The sequence below is a fragment of the Microbacterium zouquanmingi genome (assembly GCF_052266695.1).
In the GTDB taxonomy this organism is placed as follows: Bacteria; Actinomycetota; Actinomycetes; order Actinomycetales; family Microbacteriaceae; genus Microbacterium.
This window is the reverse complement of sequence record NZ_JBQPQZ010000005.1, coordinates 78,879-100,998: the sequence shown is the minus strand read 5'-3', so window position 1 is coordinate 100,998 and position 22,120 is coordinate 78,879. Positions and strand designations below refer to the sequence as shown.

Below are 22,120 nucleotides of genomic sequence, written 5' to 3'. Positions count from 1 at the left end.
ACTGTGAGCACAGTGAATCGCCCTTAACTGTTATCGGACGGTGACCGAGCGTTACCGGCCGTTAACAATTCAACGGACGACAGGCTCCGCCTGCATGGTCTCGGGGTTGAAGATGAGTCGCTCGCGGCTGCGCTCGATGTCGGGATCTGGTACGGGAATCGCCGAGAGCAACGCCTTCGTATAGGGATGCTTCGGATTCTCGAAGATCTCCTGCACGTCACCGTGCTCGACGAAATCGCCGAGATACATGACCGCGACGCGATCTGCGATGTGCCGAATGACCGAGAGATCGTGCGCCACGAACAGGTAGGACAGGTCGAGCTTCGCCTTCAGCTCGTCGAGCAGGTTGATGACACCGGCCTGGATCGACACGTCGAGTGCGGAGACCGGCTCATCGAGCACGATGATCTTCGGGTTGGTCGACAGTGCACGGGCGATGCCGATGCGCTGGCGCTGGCCACCCGAGAACGCGCCGGGGAAGCGATCGACGTGTGCCGGGTTGAGTCCTACGAGGTCCATCAGCTCTTTGACGCGACGGTGCACTTCGTCCTTCGGCGTTCCGATGGCACGCAGCGGTTCGGCGATGACGTCCGCGACCGTCATGCGCGGGTCGAGCGCACCCATCGGGTCCTGGAAGACGATCTGGATGTCGCGACGCACCTGTCGCTCGATCTTGCGGCTGGTGATGTCGTTGACACTGGTGCCGTTGATGATGATGTCGCCGTCTTGCTGCTTGACGAGGTCCATGATCTGCAGGAGCGTTGTGGTCTTTCCAGAACCGGACTCACCGACGATGGCCATCGTCTCGCCCTCGCGCACGTCGAACGTGACGTTCTTGACGGCGTGGACTTCGCCGACCCTGCGCTTGATGAAGGCGCCCTTCATGAGCGAGAACGTCTTGTTCAGGTTGCGCACGTCAAGAGTGACAGGGCGCTCCTCACGCGGTGTGCGCGTCAGGACGCTCTCGGGAACCTCGCGGATGGGGTAGACCGGCAGCCCGCCGAGCTGTCCGCCGTCTTCGATCTCGTTTGCACGGATGCAGGCGACCTGGTGCGAGGCTCCGGTACCGGTCGCGACCTCCATGAGGTCGGGCTCACGGGTGCGACAGGCATCGATCACGATCGGGCAGCGATCAGCGAACGGGCAGGCGTCCGGCAGGTTGATCAGCAGGGGAGGGTTTCCCTTGATCGGAACGAGTGGTTCCTTCTCGGCCTTGTCCACGCGCGGGATCGCACCGAGAAGTCCGATCGAGTACGGCATCCGCGTGTGGTGGAAGAGCTCGCCGACAGGGGCATGCTCGATCGGCTTGCCCGCATACATCACCATGACGTCATCGGCCATGCGCGCCACAACGCCCATGTCGTGAGTGATCATGATGGTTGCAGCCCCCGTCTCGTCCTGAGCCTTCTCGATCAGATCGAGGATCTGCGCCTGGATGGTGACATCCAGAGCAGTCGTCGGCTCGTCGGCGATGATGAGCTTCGGGTTGTTCGCCATCGCAATGGCGATCACCACGCGCTGGCGCATGCCGCCGGAGAACTCGTGCGGGAAGCCCTTCATACGCTTCTCCGGTTGGGGGATACCGACCAGACGCAGCAGCTCGACCGAGCGATCCCACGCCTGCTTCTTGGACAGACCGCGGTGCACCGTCAGCGCCTCGATCAGTTGATCGCCGATCGTGAACACCGGGGTCAGCGAGGTCAGCGGATCCTGGAAGATCATCGCGAGGCCATTGCCGCGAATGACGGACATCTGCTTGTCTGTCTTGCCGAGCAGCTCCTGCCCGTCGTACATGATCGAGCCGGTGACCTTGGCGTTCTCATCGAGAAGCCCCATGATCGCAAGCGAGGTGACCGACTTTCCGGAGCCGGATTCACCGACGATACCGAGCGTCTTGCCGGCTTCCAGATCGAAGGAGACGCCGCGGACGGCATCCACGCGTCCTGCCTCTGAGGCGAAGCTGACCTTGAGGTCGCGGACCGAGATGATGGCGCTCATGCGCGGCCTCCTGCCGCCGAAGTCGGATCGAGGGCATCGCGCAGACCGTCTGAGACCAGGGCCATCGAGACGGTGAGCAGCGTCAGTGCCGCCGCGGGGAAGTAGAACAGCCACGGTGCGCTGGTGATGGTGTTGGCGCCGGTACCGATGAGGGATCCGAGCGAGACATCCGGGATCTTCACGCCGAAGCCGATGAAGGACAGTCCCGTCTCTGCCATGACCGCGCTGACGATTCCCAGCGTGAAGTTGATCACCAGGAGAGAGCCGATGTTGGGCAGCAGATGGCGCATCACGATGCGCATTCCGGAGACGCCCATGTAGCGCGCCGCATGCACGTACTCACGCTCACGCAGTGAAAGGGCCGTTGTCCAGACCACGCGTGCCGGGAAGTACCAGCCGACGACGAACACCATGATCAACGAGATGACCAGCCAGTTTCCGCCTGCGCGGTTCGACATCAGCGAAAGGATGAGGAAGCTGGGGATCACCATCATGAAGTGGATGACGGTGAGGGTGATCTTCTCTGTCCACCCGCCGAAGTAGGCAGCTGCCGTGCCGATGATGGCCGAGAGGATCGTGACGCCGACCGAGACAGTCACGGCGATCATCAGCGAACGTTGGGTGCCGAGCGCCACCTGGGCGAACGTGTCGTTGCCTGCTGCTGTCGTTCCGAACCAGTGGTCGGCGGATGGGCCGGTGCCGAGGTTCAGGAAGTCGAGTTCGATGTGATCGTAACGCCCGATCAGCGGTCCGATGATCGCGAACAACACGAGCAGAACGAAGATCACGATGCCGGCGACGGCGGGCTTGTTGCGCATGAAGCGCCGCGAGTAGAGCGTCCATTTCGACATGGGCTTGCTGGTGGTCTCAGCGAGCACCGAATCGGTGGGGGCGTGCACTGTGGGGTCGATCATGTCGCTCATGGTCAGCTCACCCGCACTCTCGGGTCGAGGGCAACGACCGCGACATCGGAGAGGATCGCCCCGATCGCGGTAAGAAGTCCGGCGAAGGCCGCGGTGGCGACGACGCCGTTGATGTCGCTCTTGTTGATGGTCTCGAGGAAGTACTTGCCCATACCGTTCCAGGCGAAGATGATCTCGGTCAGGATCGCGCCGGTGAACACCCCGGGGATGCTGAAGGCAACCTGGGTCGCGACAGGGATGAGCGAGGTGCGCAGTGCGTGCTTGCGAATGGCCTGCTGCTTGGTGAGGCCCTTGGCGCGAGCGGTGCGCACGTAGTCGGCGTTGATGTTGTCGAGCAGCAGTGAGCGCTGCAGGAAGTGCGTGCCCGCGTATCCGACGATCACCAGCGCGATCGTCGGCAGGGTCAGATGCTGCAACTTGTCTATCAGCACCGGGAAGAAGCCTTCGACACCCTTGCTGGAGGCTCCGGTGACGTAGAAAATGCGGGTGCCGACGAGATTGTTCAGGCCGATCGCGAGCAGCACGATGCCGAGGGCCGCGACGATGATGTTGATGTTCATCGTGATGATCGACGTCGCCTGGCCGATGCGGTCGGCGAGCTTGTACTGGCGCGACGCGGTGTACACACCGAGTGCGATGCCGAGCACGGTCATGAGGACCGTGGCTCCGAGCACGAGCTCGGCGCTGACCCACATGCGGTAGCCGATCTGCTCGTTGACTGATCCTCCGGTGGGGCTCACGCCCCAGTCCCAGCGGAACAGGATCGAGCTGAACCAGTTCCACCACCTCTCCCAGATCGGCACAGTGTCACTGAGGTTGCGTGGTTCGAGGAGGTTGACGATCTGCTCTTCACTGAGCGGAGGTCGTCGACCGACGAAATTGTTCCTCGGGTTGAGGAAGCCCCAGGCGAGGAAGAACGTGATGTTTGTGGCGATCACGATCATCATCAGCCAGCCGAGGGTGCGGCGCAGGAGATACTTGATCAAGATGGTGTCTTTCTCTTTGCAGGCGCGCTCGGGATCGACCGATACGACTGGTACGGAGTCGGGCTGCAGCTGAAACTCAATGTCATCGAGTTGTACAGAGCAACCTCGCGAGACTATCACCGCAATTGCCCGATTGAACATCAGAAGCACGCGAATCGAGCATTGGGAGCCCCTCACGTAGACTGTCGAGGACATGTCACCACGCGCTCTCACTCCGCTCTCGCCTGCCGCGACGCCGCCCTCGCAGATCCGAAACTTCTGCATCATCGCTCACATCGATCACGGCAAGTCGACCCTCGCGGACCGCATGCTCCAGATCACCGGTGTGGTGTCGGATCGCGACATGCGCGCGCAGTACCTCGACCGTATGGATATCGAGCGCGAGCGGGGCATCACGATCAAGAGCCAGGCAGTGCGGATGCCGTGGGCAGGGCAGGACGAGACCTTCGCGCTGAATATGATCGATACGCCCGGTCACGTCGACTTCACCTACGAGGTTTCGCGTTCTCTTGCGGCCTGCGAGGGTGCCATTCTGCTGGTCGACGCAGCGCAGGGCATCGAGGCGCAGACTCTTGCGAACCTCTACCTCGCGCTCGAGAACGATCTGCACATCATCCCGGTGCTGAACAAGATCGACCTCCCTGCCGCAGACCCCGATCGATTCGCCAAGGAGCTTGCCGACCTCATCGGGGGCAAGCCCGAGGACGTACTGCGCGTTTCCGGCAAGACCGGACAGGGCGTAGAAGAGCTGCTCGACCGCATCGTCGCTGACATCCCGGCTCCGGTGGGAAACGCGGATGCTCCGGCCCGAGCCATGATCTTCGACTCGGTGTACGACTCCTACCGAGGCGTTGTCACCTACGTCCGAATGATCGATGGCAACCTCTCGCCGCGAGAGCGGATCCAGATGATGTCGACCAACGCCAACCACGAACTGCTCGAGATCGGCGTATCGAGTCCTGAGCCGATCCCCTCGAAGGGACTCGGTGTTGGCGAGGTCGGCTACCTGATCACCGGCGTGAAGGACGTGCGCCAGTCCAAGGTCGGCGACACGGTCACGACCTCGCGCGCTCCGGCGACCGAAGCCCTGGCCGGCTACACCGACCCGAAGCCGATGGTCTTCTCCGGCGTCTACCCGATCGACGGCAGCGACTACGGTGACCTGCGCGAGGCGCTCGACAAGCTCAAGCTGTCGGATGCGTCGCTGCAGTACGAGCCGGAGACCTCGGTCGCTCTCGGATTCGGATTCCGTTGTGGGTTCCTGGGTCTTCTGCACCTCGAGATCATCACGGAGCGCCTCAGCCGCGAGTTCGGGCTCGATCTGATTACCACCGCTCCCAGCGTGATCTACGAAGTCACCACAGACACCGGTGAGACCGTCGTCGTCACCAACCCGAGCGAGTACCCTGATGGCCGAGTCGCCTCCGTCGCCGAGCCGATGGTGAAGACAGCGATCCTGCTGCCCAAGGACTACGTCGGAACCGTGATGGAGCTATGCCAGTCTCGTCGCGGGGCGCTCCTGGGCATGGAGTACTTCAGTGAAGAGCGCGTCGAGCTCCGTTACATGATGCCGCTGGGTGAGATCGTGTTCGACTTCTTCGATCACCTCAAGTCCAAGACGCAGGGCTACGCGAGCCTCGACTACGAGCCCGCGGGGCAGCAGACCGCAGACCTGGTGAAGGTCGACGTGCTGCTGCAGGGTGACAAGGTCGACGCATTCAGTGCCATCGTCCACCGGGAGAAGGCATATGCATACGGCACGCTCATGACTGAGCGGCTTCGCAAGCTCATCCCTCGTCAGAACTTCGAGGTTCCGATCCAGGCGGCCATCGGTGCCAGGATCATTGCCCGCGAGACGATCCGCGCCCTGCGCAAGGACGTGCTCGCCAAGTGCTACGGCGGTGACATCAGCCGTAAGCGCAAACTGCTCGAGAAGCAGAAGGAGGGCAAGAAGCGCATGAAGATGGTGGGCCGCGTCGAGGTTCCGCAGGAGGCGTTCATCGCTGCGCTCTCCGGCGACGTCGAGACCAAGGACAAGAAGTAACGGACCCCGACGGCGGGATTCCTTCAGGTAACACAAGTAGTCTGGATCTCATGCGGCGCGGGACTTTCCGAGACGGCACGGTGGACTATGCGGCCGTGGGAGCAACCCATGCGCCCGATCTCATGCAGTATCCACCGGAGCGAAGCATCCCGGCTGAGGCGAGCTGGCGCCTGGGCAGCGGCGAGGAGCGCTTCCGCACTGCGGGAGATTCGCTCCTGTCATGGACCGCGCAACGTGCAGCGGGTCTGAGCGTCGAGGATGTGCGCCCTGCATCCGGGCCGGCATACGCCGGTGTGAGCTTTGACGCTGAAGGAAACCCTGTCGCGCCGGTGAAGCGCGAAATCGAGCAGCGATTCGACGCTGAGGGTACCCCGTTCGCGGGCCCCGGGATGACTCTCCGGCTGCACGGACGCGTCGCCGGCATGAGCGCAGACGCGCAGCTGCGCGTGATCTCGGCCACCGAGGACCCGCGGTGTATCAGCCTGGTGCTCGGCACCGTCGATGGCTCTGTAGTCAGCGGCGAGGAGCTGTTCCAGATCGACTGGCATGAGGAGACCGACGAGGTCTGGTTCACGGTGCGAGCGTTCGACGCTCCCAACTCCGTGCTCTACCGCTTCATTCCTGGTCTTGTGAAACGGCGCCGCAAAGAGCTCTTCGCCCGCTACCTGCGTGCGATCTCGCCGCTGTATGCGACGCCGCTCTGATGGCGGGTCCTCTTCCGATCGGTGATCCAGCCCCCGTCGACGGCCGCCTGCCTGCAGACCTGCCTATTGATCTGAACGTGCCGTTCTCGGCATATCTGCATGTGCCGTTCTGCCGCGTCCGCTGCGGATACTGCGACTTCAACACCTATACGTCGGGTGAGCTGCGCGGCGCCCGGCAGGATGAGTACGCCGACACTCTCTTGACGGAGATCTCGCTGGCACGCCGTGTCCTTGCAGAGGCGGGCGCACTGCGTCCGATGGACACGGTCTTCTTCGGCGGGGGGACTCCGACGCTGCTCCCAGCCGGGGACCTCGCGAAGATGCTGGATGCCGCGGTATCCGCCTTCGGAATCGCAGACGGCGCTGAGGTGACCGTAGAAGCGAACCCCGACACCGTGACGCCCGACGTGGTGCGCACCCTGGTGGATGCCGGGGTGACCAGGCTCTCGATCGGAATGCAGTCTGCGGTTCCGCACGTGCTTGCCGCCCTTGACCGCACTCATCAGCCAGAGAACGTGCGCACTGCTGTGGATGCTGCAAAGGATGCTGGACTCGCGGTCAGCGTCGATCTGATCTACGGCGCACCCGGGGAGTCGCTCGCCGATTGGGAAGCTTCGCTCGACGCGGCCATCGCGCTGGACTCCGACCACATCTCCGCCTATGCACTGATCATCGAAGACGGCACGAAGCTCGCGCGGCAGATCCGCCGGGGCGAGGTCGCCACACCGGACGACGATCTCCAGGCAGATATGTACGAGCTCGTCGATGCGCGGCTCGCCGATGCGGGGTTCGACTGGTACGAAGTGAGCAACTGGGCGCGCCCTTCGACGGGCTCAGGGAACGAATCGGACAATCGATCCCGGCACAACCTCGCGTACTGGCGGGGGAACGACTGGTGGGGCTTCGGCCCCGGCGCCCACAGCCACGTCGCAGGACTGCGCTGGTGGAATGTGAAGCATCCGGCGGCGTACGCGCAGCGGCTCGCGGCATCCGAATCTCCCGCGGCAGGAACCGAGCGCCCCGATCGGCGATCGCATCTTCTCGAACGCGTGCTTCTGGAAACAAGGCTTTCAGATGGCATGGCCATCTCCGACCTCCCAGAGGGCAACCGGGCGGGTGTGGCAGGACTCATCGCTGATGGTCTCGTCGACGCGGCAAGCGCTTTCGCTGGCCGGATCCGGCTGACTCTCAAGGGCCGTCTGCTCGCCGATGCCGTTGTACGCGAGCTGACTGACTAGCCGAACGGGTAGAATTGGCACTCTTAGCGTGTGAGTGCCAGCAGAGAGGAGCGCATGATGGTCAGTGAACGTGGACTTCAGGTGCTCCGTGCGATCGTGCAGGACTATGTCGAGACCCATGAGCCCGTCGGCAGCAGATCGATCGTTGATCGTCACTCTTTCGGAGTCTCGGCGGCGACGATCCGCAATGACATGGCACTCCTCGAAGATGAAGAGCTCATCGCTGCACCGCACACGTCATCGGGTCGAGTCCCCACCGACAAGGGCTACCGCGTCTTCGTCAACCACCTCGCCCAGCTGCGTCCGCTTTCGGGCGCCCAGCGCGGTGCGATCGAGTCGTTCCTGACGGAGCCTGCCGATCTCGATGACCTGATGGCTCGCACCGTGCGGGTGCTCACTCAGCTCACCGGCCAGGTCGCACTCGCGCAGTACCCCTCTTTCGCCCGCGCCCACCTGACGCACATCGAACTGGTGCCGCTTGCACCCAATCGGCTTCTCGTCGTGCTCGTCACCGATGCCGGCGGCGTATCGCAACGGATCGCCGGACTGCCCGTCGATCTCGACGATTCCGACGTCGCAGTGCTGCGCGCACGGCTTTCCGCGCTGCTCACCGGACAGACGGTTCGCGAGGCGACGGACAGGGTGCAGACGCTCCTCAGTGACAGCACGGGGGCGAACACCGACAAGGCGCTCCAGCAGCTGGCCGTCATCATCGGCGAAGAGCTGGCGGAGTTCCGTCAGGAGAAGCTGGTCATGGCAGGGGCTGCGACTCTCGCTCGTCGTGAACAGGACTTCCGCGGCAGCATTCACCCACTCCTCGAGGCGATCGAGGAACAGGTGACGCTGCTGCGTCTTATGAGCGAGATGGTGCCAGACGAACACGGCCTCGCAGCCAGCATCGGCGCAGAGAACGAGCCGTTCGGGCTTCCGGAGGCATCGATCGTGGCGAGCAACTACCTGGCACCGGGTGGAACGGCGCGCGTCGGCGTCATGGGGCCGACGCGGATGGACTATCCGAGCAATCTCGCGGCGGCACGGGCGGTAGCCCGCTATCTGTCGCGGCTGCTCGACGAAGACGAAGCGGGCCGCTGAGCGGCGCGCGACAACAGCACGCAGACGCAGGAAGGTGATTGTGGCGGACCACTATGAGGTTCTCGGAGTGTCACGGGACGCATCGACGGACGAGATCAAGAAGGCGTACCGAAAGCTGGCACGTCAGCTGCACCCCGATGTGAACCCGGGGGAGGATGCGGCCGAGCGGTTCAAGCTCGTCACGCATGCCTATGACGTACTCAGCGACGACGATTCCCGGCGACGCTACGACATGGGCGGCGGAGACAGCGCAAGCGGCGGCGACTTCGGCGGGTTCGGTGGCTTCGGCGACATCTTCGAGACCTTCTTCGGAGCATCGCAGGGCGGCGGCCGCGGTGGTCGCCCCCGCTCACGCAAAGAACGCGGCCAAGACGCGCTCGTGCGTGTCACCCTCGATCTCGGCGACGTCATCTTCGGCGCGCACCGTGACATCGAGGTCGACACCGCCGTGCTCTGCGAGACCTGCCAGGGTTCGTGCACGCAACCGGGTACGCAGCCTGTCACGTGCGACATCTGCCATGGCACCGGCCACGTGCAGCGCCAGGTGCGGAGCCTGCTCGGCAATGTCGTGACCTCTGCGCCGTGCGGGAGCTGCCAGGGCTACGGCACAGTCATCCCGCACCCGTGCGGAACGTGCAGCGGACAGGGGCGCGTGCGCTCGCGTCGGACTGTTGCACTGGACATCCCGGCCGGCGTCGAGACGGGACTGCGTCTGCAGCTGCCCGGATCGGGCGAGGTCGGTCAGGCCGGTGGCCCGAACGGCGACCTGTACATCGAGGTCACGGTCTCTCCTCACGCGGCGTTCAGCCGCGACGGCGACGATCTGCTGGCAACGCTCGAGGTGTCGATGGCCGATGCCATCCTCGGCACCGAGACCTCGATCGACGGACTCGACGGCAAGGTCGATCTGGAGATCCGACCCGGCGTGCAGTCCGGCGACGTACTGACCATCAAGGGTCGCGGGATCACTCCTCTGCGGGGCAACCAGCGCGGAGATCTTCGCGTGGGGGTGCAGGTCGTGACGCCCACGAAGCTCGACTCCGCGCAGCGCGCGCTCATCGAGGACTTCGCCAAGAAGCAGAAGTCGCCTGATCCGCAGCTGGCGCAGTTCCAGCAGGGGCTGTTCTCCAAGCTGCGCGACCGATTCCGGCACTGATATGGCACTGCACTTTCTCGTAGACGGATCGTCCGATGCCGGCATCGGCGACACCGTCTCGCTTTCAGGTGCGGAGGCCAAGCACGCAGCCGTGGTCCGCCGCGTGCGCGTGGGCGAGTCGGTGACCATCGGAGACGGCCGCGGCAGATGGCTCGAGGGCACGGTGCGGGATGTGTCGGCATCCCGCGTGGATGTCACCATCACCGCGCGTGCCGTTGTGGATGCTCCGGCCGTGCGCCTCATCCTCGTGCAGGCGCTTGCCAAGGGCGATCGTGACGAGCTCGCCGTACAGGCGGCTTGCGAACTCGGGGTCGACGAGGTGATTCCGTGGCAGGCCTCGCGCAGCATCTCGCGCTGGGAGGGCCCGAAAGCCGCCAAGGGCCGAGAACGCTGGGCGACGATCGTGCGCGAGGCGGCGAAGCAGGCGCATCGTTCGTGGGTGCCGGGCGTCACCGAGCCGCTCACGACAGGGCAGCTGGCAGAGTTCGCAGGACAAACCCGGATGCTCGTGCTCGATCCGACCGCGACGGTACGGCTCTCGGAGATCACCGTCGCCCCCGACGCGCAGCAGGACATCGTTCTCGTCGTGGGTCCAGAGGGCGGGATCAGCCCTGAGGAGCTCACGAAGCTGGAAGCAGCCAGCGCTGAGCGCGTGCGTCTGGGAGAAACGGTGCTTCGCACCTCCACCGCCGGGCCCGCGGCGATCGCCGTGCTGTCGGTGGCTCTGGGCCGCTGGTGAGGGCGCCGCATAGAATGAGCACATGAGCGAACCATCGATCTTCACGCGCATCCTCAGTGGAGAGATTCCCGGGGACATCGTGATCGAGACCGAAAAGGTCTTCGCGATCCGCGACATCAACCCGCAGGCTCCGCTGCACATGCTCGTCATTCCGAAGACTGAGCAGTATCGCGATGTCACGGAGCTCGCCGCAGGCGACCCCGCGCTCTTGGCCGACATGGTCGCCGTCGCGAAGCAGATCGCCGACGAGCACGCGAACGGCGAGTATCGTCTGATCTTCAACAACGGACCCAGCGCCGCGCAGTCCGTCTTCCACGTGCACGCTCACGTGCTCGGCAATTTCGAGGAGAACAAGCTCGTTGGCTTCTGACGAATCGAACACCCCGCCTGTGGCAGAGCGCATCTACGCCGACGGCGTCGCCATGGTGCAACTGCTCGGCCCACAGGACCGGCTGCTCCGCATGCTCGAGAAGCAGCATCCGGATGTCGAGGTTCATGTGCGCGGCAACGAGATCACACTCAGCGGAGAACCGGGCCCCGTCGCGGCGGCGAAGGCTCTGGTCAATGAGCTGATCACGATCACCCGCGAGGGTGCAGACCTCGTTCCTTCTGACGTCGAGACATCGGCCAGGCTCATGCGCAACGAGACGGGGCCGCGTCCGAGCGAGGTGCTCGGTGAGGCCATTCTCTCCACGCGCGGCAAGGTCATCCGTCCGAAAACGGCGGGCCAGAAGGAGTACGTCGACGCGATCGAAGAGAACACGATCGTATTCGGAATCGGTCCCGCAGGAACCGGCAAGACTTACCTTGCGATGGCGAAGGCCGTCCAGGCCCTGCAGCGCAAAGAAGTCACTCGCATCATCCTCACCCGTCCCGCGGTGGAGGCAGGCGAACGGCTCGGCTTCCTGCCAGGCACACTGACCGACAAGATCGATCCGTACCTGCGTCCGTTGTACGACGCGCTGAACGAGATGATGGACCCGGAGATCGTGCCTCGCCTGATGGCGACGGGAACGATCGAGGTCGCCCCGCTCGCATACATGCGCGGACGCACCCTCAACGACTCGTTCGTCGTGCTCGACGAAGCACAGAACACCACGCCCGAGCAGATGAAGATGTTCCTGACGCGCCTCGGGTTCGGCACGAAGATGGTCGTCACCGGCGACATCACGCAGGTCGATCTTCCGCAGGGAGCATCCGGCCTGCGCCTTGTCACACGGGTGCTCGACGAGATCGATGACATCCATTTCAGCAGGCTCACCAGTGACGATGTCGTGCGCCACTCGCTCGTCGGTCGAATCGTCGACGCGTACAGCGAGTATGACGAGCAGCGCACCGCGGCACGGCAAGAACGTGAGCAGGCGCATGAATTCGCCAATCGCGCAGATCGGCGCGCGACCCCGCGCCCCGGCCCCCGCGATCGCCAGCCCAGACGAGGACACTCATCATGATCGAGATCAACAACGAGTCGGCCATCGAGGTCGATGAGACGGTTCTGCAGCGCCTCACCGATTTCAACCTCGCGCAGCTGCACGTCAGTGCGGATGCTGAGGTCGCGATCGTCCTCGTCGACGAGGGTGCCATGGAGGCTCTGCACGTTCAGTGGATGGACGAACCCGGCCCCACAGATGTACTGAGCTTCCCGATGGACGAGCTGCGCCCAGGCACGGAGGACCGGCCGACGGCTCCTGGCCTTCTCGGCGACATCGTGCTGTGCCCGCAGGTTGCGGAGGCCCAGGCCCAGACGGCCGGCCACACTCTGATGGATGAACTCATCCTTCTCACGACTCACGGGCTTCTGCACCTGCTTGGGTTCGACCATGCTGAGCCCGACGAGGAGCGTGAGATGTTCGGTCTGCAGAAGGAGCTCATTGCGGGTTTCGCGCGCGCTGAACGCAGCCGATGACCGAGATCCTCTTCTTGATCGCCGCTGTGCTGCTGGTGGCGTTCGGCGGTCTCATGGCCGCCATCGATGCGGCATACGGGGTGACCTCTCGCGCCGATCTCGATGAGATGGCACTCGAAGGACGCCACTCTGTCGCGCTCAGTCGCATCGCGGACGACCTCGACGCTCACGTGAACGCTGTCTCCTTCATCCGAGTGCTCGTCGAAGTGACCGCGGCGGTGCTCGTGACCGCGGCGTTCACGATCATGTTCGAGAACGTGTGGTGGGCGATGCTCGCCGCTGCGGTACTGATGACGGGAATCACGTTCGTCCTCGTCGGTGCCAGCCCCCGGACTTTCGGACGGCAGCGTTCGGAGACGATGATTCGGAGGACGGCGTCGATCATCCGCGGTCTTCGGGTCATTCTCGGGCCGGTGGCCCAGGGGCTCGTGGTGCTGAGTGACAAGGTGACTCCTGGCGCCGGCCGCAGCTCGTTCACGAGCGAGGATCAGCTGCTGAGCATGGTCGATGAGGCAGCATCCAACGACCTCATCGAAGAAGACGATCGCGACCTCATTCACTCGGTCTTCGATTTCACAGACCAGTTCGTGCGCGCCGTCATGGTGCCCCGCACCGACCTGGTCACCGTGGATGCCGCGGCCACCACCGATGAGGCGATGTCGCTGTTCCTGCAGCGTGGGGTGTCGCGGATGCCGGTGGTCGATGACGACGCGGATGATGTGGTGGGCGTCCTCTACCTTAAGGATCTCGTCCAGTTCGCTTATCGCGATGACACCGCATGGCGGACGGCGTCTATTCGCCCGATCGCCAGGCCAGCAACGTTCGTGCCGGAATCCATGCGCGCGGAGACCCTGCTTCAGCAGATGAAGCGCGACGCCGTGCACGTCTGCCTCGTCATCGACGAACACGGTGGCATCTCCGGTCTCGTCACCCTCGAGGATCTCATCGAAGAGCTGGTCGGTGAGATCTCCGACGAGTATGATCGCGCGGCGGCAGAGATCGTGGAGCTCGGCCCGAACCAGTACCGCGTCAGCGCGAGACTGTCGCTGGACGATGTCGGCGATCTGTTCGGCATCGAGCTCGAGGATGAAGACGTCGACTCCATCGGCGGTCTTCTGGGCAAGGCAGTGGACCAGGTTCCGCAGCCGGGCGTCACCGCGACCATCGATGGACTCGTACTGACCGGAGGTGCATCGCGCGGTCGAGGACGCGGCATCGCAACAGTTTTTGTGGAGCGGGCTGCCGCACCAGCAGAGGAGACAGAAGATGACTGAGAACACCCGAAGCGGGTTCGTGACGTTCGTCGGACGCCCCAACGTCGGCAAGTCCACGCTGACGAACGCGCTCGTCGGCGAGAAGATCGCGATCACCAGTGAGAAGCCGCAGACGACCAGACGCGCGATCCGCGGCATCCTGAATCGCCCAGCCGGTCAGCTCGTGATCGTGGACACGCCTGGTATCCACAAGCCTCGGACACTGCTCGGCGAACGGCTCAACGATCTCGTCGAGCAGGTGCTGGGAGATGTCGATGTGATCGGCTTCTGCGTGCCGGCAACCGAGAAGGTCGGTCCCGGCGACCGTCGCATTGCCGCGTCGCTGGATGGATACTCCCGCGCCAAGAAGATCGCGATCGTTACCAAGACTGACGTCGCCACGCGCGACCAGATCACCGAGCGACTCTTGGAGGTCGATTCACTGCGGGAGGACTGGGCCGCAGTCATTCCGCTCTCAGCGCTCACACGCGAGCAGCTCGACGTTCTCACCGACGAGATGCTGGTGCTCATGCCGGAAGGGCCAGCGCTGTATCCGGAGGGCGTCGTGACCGACGAGTCCGTCGAAGATCGCATCGCCGAGATGATTCGCGAAGCAGCGCTCGAGGGCGTGCGCGATGAACTGCCGCACTCCATCGCCGTGATCGTTGATGATATCGCCCCGCGAGAGGGCACTGACCTCACCGACGTGCACGCTCAGATCGTCGTCGAGCGCGACAGCCAGAAAGCGATCATCATCGGACGAAAGGGCTCGCGCCTCGCGGATGTCGGAAAGCGCGCGCGTGTCGGGATCGAAGAGCTTCTCGGCACCAGGGTCTTCCTCGGTCTGCACGTGAAGGTCGCCAAGGAGTGGCAGCGCGACCCCAAGCAGCTCGGCCGGCTCGGGTTCTGAGACAGAGGCGCCGCAATGGCGAAGCACTGGATCGCAACAGAGCCGGGCACCCCGGACAGCTGGGTATTCGTCGAGTACGAAGTGCCGGCGCCGGGTCCTGGTGAGATCACCGTTCGGGTGCGGGCGGCGGGGATGAATCCGGCTGATCGCAAGCACCTCGCACGCCAGGGCGTGGAGTTCCCCGTGGCGATCGGCTACGAGGTCTCCGGCGAGATCGTCGCCATCGGCGCAGACACCGTCATCGGATCGGGACCGGCTGAGATCGGTGAAGAGGTGGTCGCGTTCCGCGTCAGCGGCGGCTACTCCACAGAGGTCACGATTCCTGCGGAGAAGGCCTTCGCCAAACCGACCACGCTCACGCACGCGGCTGCGGCGAACCTGCTCCTGGTCGGCACGACCGCTGCCGAGATGCTCGCCGCCGTCGATGCGAAGGCAGGGGATACCGTACTCCTCCACGGTGCATCGGGCGCGGTCGGCGTGAGCGTGCTGCAGCAGGCGGCGCGCCAGGGCATCTGCGTGGTCGGCACTGCCAGCGAAGCGCGCTTCGATGACGTGCGGCGCTTCGGCGGCATCCCCATCGCGTACGGCGACGGCCTCGCTTCGCGCGCTCGGGATGCGGCGGGTGCACACTTCAGCGCGGCCCTCGATGCCGCGGGAACCGATGAAGCAGTCGATGCCTCGCTCGAGCTCGTCGCCGACCGCAGCCGCATCGTCACGATCGTGACGCCGACGCGCGCGGAACGCGACGGGTTCCGTTGGATCGTCGGGGCGCTCCCTGAGAGCACGCGCTTCCGCGACAGCATCCGTGGTGATCTCGTCGATTCGGCCGAGCAGGGACTGCTGGAGGTTCCCGTCGCACGCACCTATCCGCTCGCAGATGCGGTCGAGGCCACCCGCTTCCTGGCGGAGGGGCACCCCGGCGGGAAGATCGCGCTCATCCCTTGATCCGAGCAGGCGGTTTGGTGAATGTCTGGCGCGGGGGAGTACTATCGGAGCATGCCATTCGGCGGTCTGCTTCTTCTTAGTAGCCGCGACGAGTCCTAAAGCCAGGGCCTTCCTCGTCGCGGCGCTTGTGTTGGCCCGATAAATCTGACGAAGAGAAGAAGCCCACCATGCAGAACTCCCAGCGCCCGTCCTCGATGCCGATCCACAAGTATCGGCCCTTCCACGAGCAGATCTCGGTCGATCTCCCGGACCGCACGTGGCCGTCCAAGCGCATCACTGAAGCACCCCGCTGGTGCGCCGTCGACCTTCGCGATGGCAACCAGGCACTCATCGACCCGATGTCGCCTGAGCGCAAGCGCGTCATGTTCGAGCTGCTCGTCAGCATGGGCTACAAGGAGATCGAGGTCGGATTCCCCTCGGCCAGCCAGACGGACTTCGATTTCGTCCGTCAGCTGATCGAAGAGAACCTCATTCCTGATGACGTCACGATCCAGGTGCTGACCCAGGCGCGCGAACACCTGATCGAGCGCACGTATGAGTCGATCAGGGGTGCGAAGCAGGCGATCGTGCACCTGTACAACTCCACCAGCGTGCTGCAGCGCGAGGTGGTGTTCCGCTCTGACAAGCAAGGCATCATCGATATCGCGCTCGAGGGTGCACGTCTGTGCAAGAAGTACGAGAAGACGGTGCCAGACACCGAGGTGTACTACGAGTACTCGCCCGAGTCGTACACCGGCACCGAGCTGGAATACGCGCTCGAGGTGTGCAACCAGGTCATCGAGATCTTCGAGCCGACGCCCGACCGCAAGGTCATCATCAACCTGCCGGCCACCGTCGAGATGGCGACGCCGAACGTGTACGCGGACTCGATCGAGTGGATGAGCCGGCGCCTGGCGCACCGCGAGAACGTCATCCTGTCGCTGCACCCGCACAACGACCGTGGCACGGCTGTCGCCGCCGCCGAACTCGGCTACATGGCAGGCGCTGACCGCATCGAAGGATGCCTCTTCGGAAACGGCGAGCGCACCGGAAACGTCGACCTCGTGGCCCTGGGCATCAACATGTTCACGCAGGGCATCGACCCGCAGATCGACTTCAGTGACATCGATCAGGTCAAGCGCACGGTCGAGTACTGCAACCAGTTGCCGGTGCCTGAGCGCAGCCCGTGGGCCGGCGACCTCGTCTTCACCGCGTTCAGCGGATCGCACCAGGACGCCATCAAGAAGGGCTTCGAGGCGATGGCTGCCCGCGCCGAGGCGGAGGGCAAGACCGTCGACGAGATCGAGTGGGCGGTTCCGTACCTGCCCATCGACCCCAAGGATCTTGGCCGCTCGTATGAAGCGGTCATCCGTGTGAATTCGCAGTCGGGCAAGGGCGGCGTCGCGTACCTGCTGAAGACCGACCACGCGATCGATCTGCCGCGCAAGCTCCAGATCGAGTTTTCGGGTGTCGTGCAGTCGATGACCGATGCCGAGGGCGGCGAGGTCACCAGCGACCAGATCTGGTCGATCTTCAATGACGAGTACCTGCCAGCCGAAGCCGACGACGCGAAGTGGGGCCGGTACGAGCTGCTGGGCACGCAGACGCGCAGCGACATGTCGGGAGAAGTCGTGCTCGATGTGACGCTCCGCGACGGCGACGGAGAGCATGACGTCACCGCAGAGGGCAACGGTCCTGTCGCCGCCTTCGTCGAGGTGCTGCGCGGCCAGGGCTTCGACATCACCGTCTACGACTACGTCGAGCACGCTCTCAGCGCCGGCGGCGACGCGCAGGCGGCGGCCTATGTCGAGCTGCAGGTCGACGACCAGCGTCTGTGGGGCGTCGGCGTCGATGGAGATATCTCGACCGCATCGCTTAAGGCGATCGTCTCCGGAGTCAACCGCGCGATCCGCACGCGGGATCTGCAGCTCGCGACGGTCTGACAGCTGACGCAGCAACGCCCCCTCGGTCATCGGCCGAGGGGGCGTTGCTCATCTCGGCATCAGCCCCTGCGGCGGGAGCCACCGCTCAGGCATCGTGGCGTAGCCATGCTGTCGCCACCCCTCGTAGGCCGCAACGGCTGCGGAGTTCGAGAGATTCAGCGACCGGATCTGGTCCAGCATCGGGATGCGCACCGCATCGGTGATGCGCGCGTCGTTCAGCACCTCGTCGGGGAGTCCCGTCGTCTCGGTGCCGAACAGCAGCGTGTCGCCCTGCTCATACGAAACGTCGGAGAACGAACGTTCAGCCCGGCCGGTGAACGCGAAAAGGCGCCCGGTGCCGTGCACAGTGACGAAGTCGACCGCGGTATCGAAGTCGGGGTGCACGTAGACCCTGGCAAGGTCGTGGTAGTCGAGCCCGGCGCGGCGCAGGTGCGCGTTGCTGAGGTCGAAGCCGAGAGGCTCCACCAGATGCAGGGCTGCGCCGGTTGCGGCGACCATGCGGATGGCATTGCCGGTGTTGGGCGGAATCAGGGGATTGTGAAACATCACGTGGAACACCCTGACATTCTCTCGCACGGGGGATAATCAAGGGGTGCCCACCTATCGAGACGAAGCGGTGATCCTGCGCACCCACAAGCTCGGTGAGGCGGATCGCATCGTCACCATGCTCTCGCGCCGGAACGGCAAGATCCGTGCGGTGGCGAAGGGTGTGCGCCGTACCTCCTCGAAGTTCGGCTCGAGGCTCGAGCCGTTCATGGTGGCCGATGTGCAGCTCTATCGAGGACGCTCACTCGACATCGTGCAGCAGGCGGAATCGCTCGGGTCGTACGGCAGCGAGATCGCCGCGCATTATGAGCGGTTCACCTCTGCCAGCGCCATGGTCGAGACCGCGGATCGTCTGAATGACTCAGAGGCGACGCCGCAGCAGTATCTGCTGCTCGTCGGTGGACTGCGAGCCCTCTCGCGAGGCGAGCACGCTGCCCGCAGCATCCTGGACTCCTACCTGCTGAGAGTGATGGCGCTTTCTGGATGGGCGCCGTCACTGGATGATTGCGCCCGATGCGCGGCGACAGGGCCGCACCGGAGCTTCGTCGTACAGCTGGGTGGGATGGTCTGCGTGAACTGCGCACCTGCGGGCAGCCCGCGCGTGGCGGAGTCGACGATTGCTCTGCTTCGTTCGTTGATCCGCGGTGAGTGGGATGCCGTGGACGCGGCAGCAGCTTCGGACACCGCCGCCGCTTCAGGTCTGGTCTCGGCGTACACGCAGTTCCACCTGGAGCGAGGAATCCGCTCGCTCGCCCATGTCACAGGCCCCGATCGAGAGGGAGTCTGTTGACCCCGAAGCCCTACACGCACAAAGACGCCATCGCCTATCGGTCGCTGGACTGGACCGGCGTATACCCGCCGAAGTTCCCGAAGGTGCCTGAGCACGTCGCGATCGTCATGGACGGGAACGGCCGGTGGGCAAATCGCCAGGGCCTCACCCGCATCCAGGGTCACAAGGCAGGCGAAGAGGTGCTGCTCGATGTCGTCGCGGGTGCCATCCAAGCGGGTGTGAAGCACCTGTCGGTCTACGCGTTCTCGACGGAGAACTGGGCGCGTTCGCCCGAAGAGGTGCGCTTTCTCATGGGGTACAACCGTGACGTGCTGCACCGCCGCCGCGATCAGCTCAACGAGTGGGGTGTGCGCGTGCGTTGGGCTGGTCGCAAGCCGCGCCTGTGGGGCTCGGTCATCAAAGAGCTGCAGTATGCCGAGAAGCTCACCGAGGCCAACGACGTGCTGACCCTCACGATGTGCGTGAACTATGGCGGGCGCGTTGAACTCGTGGATGCCGTGCGCAGACTCGCCGCGGAAGTTGCAGCCGGAAAGCTCAAGCCGAACGCGATCAGCGAGAAGATGATCCGTCGGAATCTCTACGTGCCGGATATGCCCGATGTCGATCTGTTCCTGCGTTCATCGGGGGAGCAGCGCACCTCGAACTTCCTGCTGTGGCAGTCGGCGTATGCCGAGATGGTCTTCCTCGACACGCTCTGGCCGGACTTCTCTCGCGAGGAGCTCTGGCGCGCGATCGAGATCTACCTGTCGCGGGACCGGCGCTTCGGCGGCGCAGTGGATGCGCCAGATACGGCCTGAGCGCGCAGCCAGCGCTCCGTCTCGCGCGGATGAGCGAGGCGCACGATCGTCAGGTGCGGGAACTGCGTCATGATTTCCGGCATCCGATCGTCCCATTTGAAACGCGTGTCGGTCTGCCAGCGCATGATGTCGTTTTCGCCGGTCCAGGCATCGCGGCTCCACAGGGCAGGCTCGACGTTACCGTTCCACAATCGGGTGCGGAACAGCCGGCGATTCAAAGTGCGAGTGATCAACCGGCGTCGCACCAGCGACCATGGGTAGTCCAGCCAGACCATAAGGTCGGCTCGCACCGGCAGGATCTCGTTGGTGCCCTTGCCGGTGTACTGCCATTCGGTGACCCAGCGGGAGGTTTCGGCGAAGGCGCGCACGTCGTTGAGGAACTCCGGGCGCGGCGTCCAGTTCGGGCCGTGGTGGAGGGCGTCGATCTCGTGGTGCTCGAGACTCCACAGCGTCGCGATGCGTCCCGCGAGTGTCGTCTTCCCCGAGCCGGTGACGCCGGCGATCAGCACTCGCTGCGGGTGGATTGGCAGCGGATCATCGGCGGAGAGCATCCGAAGATTCTATCCGCGGAATACATGCCGCCGCCGGTCGGTTGCACCGGTTGTGACTGAACCCATCTCCATCGACATCTGGTCCGACATCGCCTGCCCCTGGTGCTACATCGGCAAGCGCAATCTCGAGGCGGGCCTCGCATCCCTTCGACAGGCTCAGGGATCAGGAGGGGATGGGGAAGACATCCCGCAGGTGAATGTCACCTTCCACTCCTTCGAGCTGTCTCCCGACACTCCTGTCGACTTCGACGGCGATGAGATCGACTTCCTCGCCGGGCACAAGGGAATGCCCCGCGAGCAGGTGGTGCAGATGCTCGACAACGTCACCGACGTCGCGAAGAACGCCGGTCTCGAGTACCGGTTCGACCTGCTCAAGCACACCAACACCGTCAAGGCGCACGAACTGCTCCACCATGCCAAGGCCGAGGGGCTGCAGCACGAGATGGAGGAGCGGCTGATGTCCGCATACTTCACTGAGGGCAAGCACGTCGGCCGCATCGACGACCTCGTCGAGCTCGCGGTCGAGGTGGGGCTGGATGCCGACGCCACCCGTGACGCGCTCGAGAACGACAGGTACCTGCCGGCAGTCCGCCAGGACCAGGCGCAGGCGCGGTCCTACGGCATCCAGGGCGTGCCGTTCTTCGTCATCGACGGCCAGTACGGCATCTCCGGTGCGCAGCCGCCGGCCACCTTCGAGAGCGTGCTGCGCGATCTATGGGCGAAGCGCGGAGAGCTGGCCGACGAGGACGAAGACACCAACGCCTCGGTCTGAGCGTTTCGGACTGATTACGCGACAGGCCGCCAGATCAAGGCGCCCGATGCGCTGGTCTCTGCCGTGCGAGCGAGCGGGCGGCTGCCTTCGATGACAGCGACCCCGCGGTCGCTGGCTGCGGTGATGAGCTGCTCGCGCAGCTTCTTCCAGGCCTTCATGCCGTTGAGTGTCCCAGCGAACTCGATCGCACGCGAGCAGCGGTGCGACGATGGACCGGGCGGTTACCTCATCGGCGTTGAACGTGAGCGTCGCGCCCAGACCGTCGTCAGCAGCCTGTCGATCCTTCTTCGCTTCCCAGCGCTGTGCTCCGGCACGACTCCTAGTGAGTCAGCGCGCTCTCGATCGCCTCGACGATCTCGGGGGAGTCGGGCTTCTGCTTCGGGCGGAAGCGCTTGATCTCTCCGTCGGGCAGCACGAGGAACTTCTCGAAGTTCCACTCCACGCGGCCCGCCTTTCCGCTGGCATCCGGTGTCTGCTTGAGGGTTTTGTAGAGCTCGACCGCGCTGCGGCCGTTCACCTTGACCTTGTCATTGATCGGGAACGTCACGCCGTACGTGGCGGAGCAGAACTCCTGGATCTGCTCGAGTGACCCTGGCTCCTGGCCCATGAACTGGTTGCACGGAAAGCCCACGACGCTGAATCCGCGGTCGCCGTAGGTGCGCTGAAGCTCTTCGAGCTGTTCGTACTGCGGCGTGAGTCCGCACTTGGAGGCCACGTTGACGACCAGAACCACCTCGGTGCCGAGGTCATCGAGAGTCTTCTGGGCTCCGCTGGCATCAGTGAACGGGATCCGGCGCACGAGGGAATCAGTCATATCCACACCCTACGTCCCGATGCGACGCAGGGCG

Annotated in this window: 23 protein-coding genes; 16 read left to right on the top strand and 7 right to left on the bottom strand. The window is 64.4% G+C overall.

Annotation, left to right across the window (positions count from 1 at the left end; all coding sequences use genetic code 11):
- Nucleotides 1-69: 69 nt before the first annotated feature.
- From ACTU6U_RS11955 to ACTU6U_RS11945, 3 genes are read right to left on the bottom strand one after another with little or no spacing between them, the layout of a single operon-like run.
- Nucleotides 70-1,998 (bottom strand): ABC transporter ATP-binding protein, encoded by a 1,929-nt coding sequence (locus ACTU6U_RS11955; protein WP_443469332.1) that lies wholly within the window; start codon nucleotides 1,996-1,998, stop codon nucleotides 70-72.
- Nucleotides 1,995-2,921: an ABC transporter permease gene (locus ACTU6U_RS11950; protein WP_443469331.1), complete on the bottom strand. Its 927-nt coding sequence runs from the start codon at nucleotides 2,919-2,921 to the stop codon at nucleotides 1,995-1,997. The genes ACTU6U_RS11955 and ACTU6U_RS11950 overlap by 4 nt, the downstream gene beginning before the upstream one ends.
- A gap of 2 nt (nucleotides 2,922-2,923) precedes the next feature.
- A complete protein-coding gene (locus ACTU6U_RS11945; protein WP_443469330.1) occupies nucleotides 2,924-3,907 on the bottom strand; it encodes an ABC transporter permease in 984 nt (327 codons plus the stop codon).
- Nucleotides 3,908-4,100: 193 nt separating this feature from the next.
- On the opposite strand from ACTU6U_RS11945, the gene lepA reads away from it, so the two are divergent.
- From lepA to leuA, 13 genes are all read left to right on the top strand, one after another.
- Nucleotides 4,101-5,951, top strand: coding sequence for a translation elongation factor 4 (lepA, locus tag ACTU6U_RS11940; protein WP_443469329.1), 1,851 nt, complete (start codon nucleotides 4,101-4,103; stop codon nucleotides 5,949-5,951).
- Between the two features lie 50 nt (nucleotides 5,952-6,001).
- Nucleotides 6,002-6,655 carry a DUF1990 domain-containing protein gene (locus tag ACTU6U_RS11935; protein WP_443469328.1) on the top strand — a complete coding sequence of 218 codons (654 nt, stop codon included), beginning with the start codon at nucleotides 6,002-6,004 and terminating at the stop codon, nucleotides 6,653-6,655.
- A complete protein-coding gene (gene hemW, locus ACTU6U_RS11930; protein WP_443469327.1) occupies nucleotides 6,655-7,893 on the top strand; it encodes a radical SAM family heme chaperone HemW in 1,239 nt (412 codons plus the stop codon). Before ACTU6U_RS11935 ends, hemW begins: the two co-directional genes overlap by 1 nt.
- 57 nt (nucleotides 7,894-7,950) lie before the next feature.
- Nucleotides 7,951-8,985: a heat-inducible transcriptional repressor HrcA gene (hrcA, locus tag ACTU6U_RS11925; protein ID WP_443469326.1), complete on the top strand. Its 1,035-nt coding sequence runs from the start codon at nucleotides 7,951-7,953 to the stop codon at nucleotides 8,983-8,985.
- 40 nt (nucleotides 8,986-9,025) lie between these two features.
- Nucleotides 9,026-10,141, top strand: a complete 1,116-nt coding sequence (gene dnaJ, locus ACTU6U_RS11920) for a molecular chaperone DnaJ (protein WP_443469325.1) — start codon at nucleotides 9,026-9,028, stop codon at nucleotides 10,139-10,141.
- A gap of 1 nt (nucleotide 10,142) precedes the next feature.
- Entirely contained in the window at nucleotides 10,143-10,880 is a 738-nt protein-coding gene (locus tag ACTU6U_RS11915; protein WP_443469324.1) for a 16S rRNA (uracil(1498)-N(3))-methyltransferase, read from the top strand.
- Between the two features lie 22 nt (nucleotides 10,881-10,902).
- A complete protein-coding gene (locus tag ACTU6U_RS11910) occupies nucleotides 10,903-11,250 on the top strand; it encodes an HIT domain-containing protein (RefSeq protein ID WP_443469323.1) in 348 nt (115 codons plus the stop codon).
- 52 nt (nucleotides 11,251-11,302) lie between these two features.
- Nucleotides 11,303-12,331 carry a PhoH family protein gene (locus tag ACTU6U_RS11905; RefSeq protein ID WP_443469499.1) on the top strand — a complete coding sequence of 343 codons (1,029 nt, stop codon included), beginning with the start codon at nucleotides 11,303-11,305 and terminating at the stop codon, nucleotides 12,329-12,331.
- Nucleotides 12,325-12,786, top strand: a complete 462-nt coding sequence (gene ybeY, locus ACTU6U_RS11900; RefSeq protein ID WP_417511696.1) for an rRNA maturation RNase YbeY — start codon at nucleotides 12,325-12,327, stop codon at nucleotides 12,784-12,786. The genes ACTU6U_RS11905 and ybeY overlap by 7 nt, the downstream gene beginning before the upstream one ends.
- The gene (locus ACTU6U_RS11895; protein WP_443469322.1) at nucleotides 12,783-14,060 is read left to right on the top strand and encodes a hemolysin family protein; all 1,278 of its coding nucleotides are present in this window, start codon (nucleotides 12,783-12,785) and stop codon (nucleotides 14,058-14,060) included. The genes ybeY and ACTU6U_RS11895 overlap by 4 nt, the downstream gene beginning before the upstream one ends.
- Nucleotides 14,053-14,949, top strand: coding sequence for a GTPase Era (era, locus tag ACTU6U_RS11890; RefSeq protein ID WP_443469321.1), 897 nt, complete (start codon nucleotides 14,053-14,055; stop codon nucleotides 14,947-14,949). The genes ACTU6U_RS11895 and era overlap by 8 nt, the downstream gene beginning before the upstream one ends.
- 15 nt (nucleotides 14,950-14,964) lie before the next feature.
- On the top strand, nucleotides 14,965-15,894 hold the full coding sequence (locus ACTU6U_RS11885; RefSeq protein ID WP_443469320.1) for an NADP-dependent oxidoreductase: 930 nt from the start codon (nucleotides 14,965-14,967) through the stop codon (nucleotides 15,892-15,894).
- A gap of 167 nt (nucleotides 15,895-16,061) precedes the next feature.
- The gene (gene leuA, locus ACTU6U_RS11880; RefSeq protein ID WP_443469319.1) at nucleotides 16,062-17,816 is read left to right on the top strand and encodes a 2-isopropylmalate synthase; all 1,755 of its coding nucleotides are present in this window, start codon (nucleotides 16,062-16,064) and stop codon (nucleotides 17,814-17,816) included.
- A gap of 48 nt (nucleotides 17,817-17,864) precedes the next feature.
- Here the strand turns inward: leuA and ACTU6U_RS11875 are convergent, their stop codons facing one another.
- Entirely contained in the window at nucleotides 17,865-18,374 is a 510-nt protein-coding gene (locus ACTU6U_RS11875) for a tRNA (cytidine(34)-2'-O)-methyltransferase (RefSeq protein ID WP_443469318.1), read from the bottom strand.
- Between the two features lie 34 nt (nucleotides 18,375-18,408).
- On the opposite strand from ACTU6U_RS11875, the gene recO reads away from it, so the two are divergent.
- Both recO and ACTU6U_RS11865 read left to right on the top strand, forming a co-directional pair.
- Nucleotides 18,409-19,152: a DNA repair protein RecO gene (gene recO / locus ACTU6U_RS11870; protein WP_443469317.1), complete on the top strand. Its 744-nt coding sequence runs from the start codon at nucleotides 18,409-18,411 to the stop codon at nucleotides 19,150-19,152.
- A complete protein-coding gene (locus ACTU6U_RS11865) occupies nucleotides 19,149-19,949 on the top strand; it encodes an isoprenyl transferase (protein WP_443469316.1) in 801 nt (266 codons plus the stop codon). The genes recO and ACTU6U_RS11865 overlap by 4 nt, the downstream gene beginning before the upstream one ends.
- Here ACTU6U_RS11865 and ACTU6U_RS11860 read toward each other — a convergent pair.
- Nucleotides 19,892-20,500: a P-loop NTPase family protein gene (locus ACTU6U_RS11860; protein WP_443469315.1), complete on the bottom strand. Its 609-nt coding sequence runs from the start codon at nucleotides 20,498-20,500 to the stop codon at nucleotides 19,892-19,894. The two genes, ACTU6U_RS11865 and ACTU6U_RS11860, sit on opposite strands and share 58 nt — an antisense overlap.
- A gap of 52 nt (nucleotides 20,501-20,552) precedes the next feature.
- On the opposite strand from ACTU6U_RS11860, the gene ACTU6U_RS11855 reads away from it, so the two are divergent.
- Nucleotides 20,553-21,272: a DsbA family oxidoreductase gene (locus ACTU6U_RS11855; protein WP_443469314.1), complete on the top strand. Its 720-nt coding sequence runs from the start codon at nucleotides 20,553-20,555 to the stop codon at nucleotides 21,270-21,272.
- A gap of 14 nt (nucleotides 21,273-21,286) precedes the next feature.
- Here ACTU6U_RS11855 and ACTU6U_RS11850 read toward each other — a convergent pair whose 3' ends face one another.
- Nucleotides 21,287-21,430, bottom strand: a complete 144-nt coding sequence (locus ACTU6U_RS11850; protein ID WP_443469313.1) for a hypothetical protein — start codon at nucleotides 21,428-21,430, stop codon at nucleotides 21,287-21,289.
- 161 nt (nucleotides 21,431-21,591) lie between these two features.
- Nucleotides 21,592-22,086 (bottom strand): glutathione peroxidase, encoded by a 495-nt coding sequence (locus ACTU6U_RS11845; RefSeq protein ID WP_443469312.1) that lies wholly within the window; start codon nucleotides 22,084-22,086, stop codon nucleotides 21,592-21,594.
- Nucleotides 22,087-22,120: the final 34 nt, after the last annotated feature.

Coding starts and splice junctions, on each gene's coding strand:
- ACTU6U_RS11860 (WP_443469315.1), bottom strand. CDS start 20,500: ATGCTCTCCGCCGATGATCCGCTGCCAATCCACCCGCAGCGAGTGCTG.
- ACTU6U_RS11915 (WP_443469324.1), top strand. CDS start 10,143: ATGGCACTGCACTTTCTCGTAGACGGATCGTCCGATGCCGGCATCGGC.
- ACTU6U_RS11845 (WP_443469312.1), bottom strand. CDS start 22,086: ATGACTGATTCCCTCGTGCGCCGGATCCCGTTCACTGATGCCAGCGGA.
- leuA (WP_443469319.1), top strand. CDS start 16,062: ATGCAGAACTCCCAGCGCCCGTCCTCGATGCCGATCCACAAGTATCGG.
- ACTU6U_RS11955 (WP_443469332.1), bottom strand. CDS start 1,998: ATGAGCGCCATCATCTCGGTCCGCGACCTCAAGGTCAGCTTCGCCTCA.
- ACTU6U_RS11935 (WP_443469328.1), top strand. CDS start 6,002: ATGCGGCGCGGGACTTTCCGAGACGGCACGGTGGACTATGCGGCCGTG.
- ACTU6U_RS11905 (WP_443469499.1), top strand. CDS start 11,303: ATGGTGCAACTGCTCGGCCCACAGGACCGGCTGCTCCGCATGCTCGAG.
- ACTU6U_RS11850 (WP_443469313.1), bottom strand. CDS start 21,430: ATGAAGGCCTGGAAGAAGCTGCGCGAGCAGCTCATCACCGCAGCCAGC.
- era (WP_443469321.1), top strand. CDS start 14,053: ATGACTGAGAACACCCGAAGCGGGTTCGTGACGTTCGTCGGACGCCCC.
- hemW (WP_443469327.1), top strand. CDS start 6,655: ATGGCGGGTCCTCTTCCGATCGGTGATCCAGCCCCCGTCGACGGCCGC.
- hrcA (WP_443469326.1), top strand. CDS start 7,951: ATGGTCAGTGAACGTGGACTTCAGGTGCTCCGTGCGATCGTGCAGGAC.
- ACTU6U_RS11895 (WP_443469322.1), top strand. CDS start 12,783: ATGACCGAGATCCTCTTCTTGATCGCCGCTGTGCTGCTGGTGGCGTTC.
- ACTU6U_RS11885 (WP_443469320.1), top strand. CDS start 14,965: ATGGCGAAGCACTGGATCGCAACAGAGCCGGGCACCCCGGACAGCTGG.
- lepA (WP_443469329.1), top strand. CDS start 4,101: ATGTCACCACGCGCTCTCACTCCGCTCTCGCCTGCCGCGACGCCGCCC.
- ACTU6U_RS11950 (WP_443469331.1), bottom strand. CDS start 2,921: ATGAGCGACATGATCGACCCCACAGTGCACGCCCCCACCGATTCGGTG.
- ACTU6U_RS11910 (WP_443469323.1), top strand. CDS start 10,903: ATGAGCGAACCATCGATCTTCACGCGCATCCTCAGTGGAGAGATTCCC.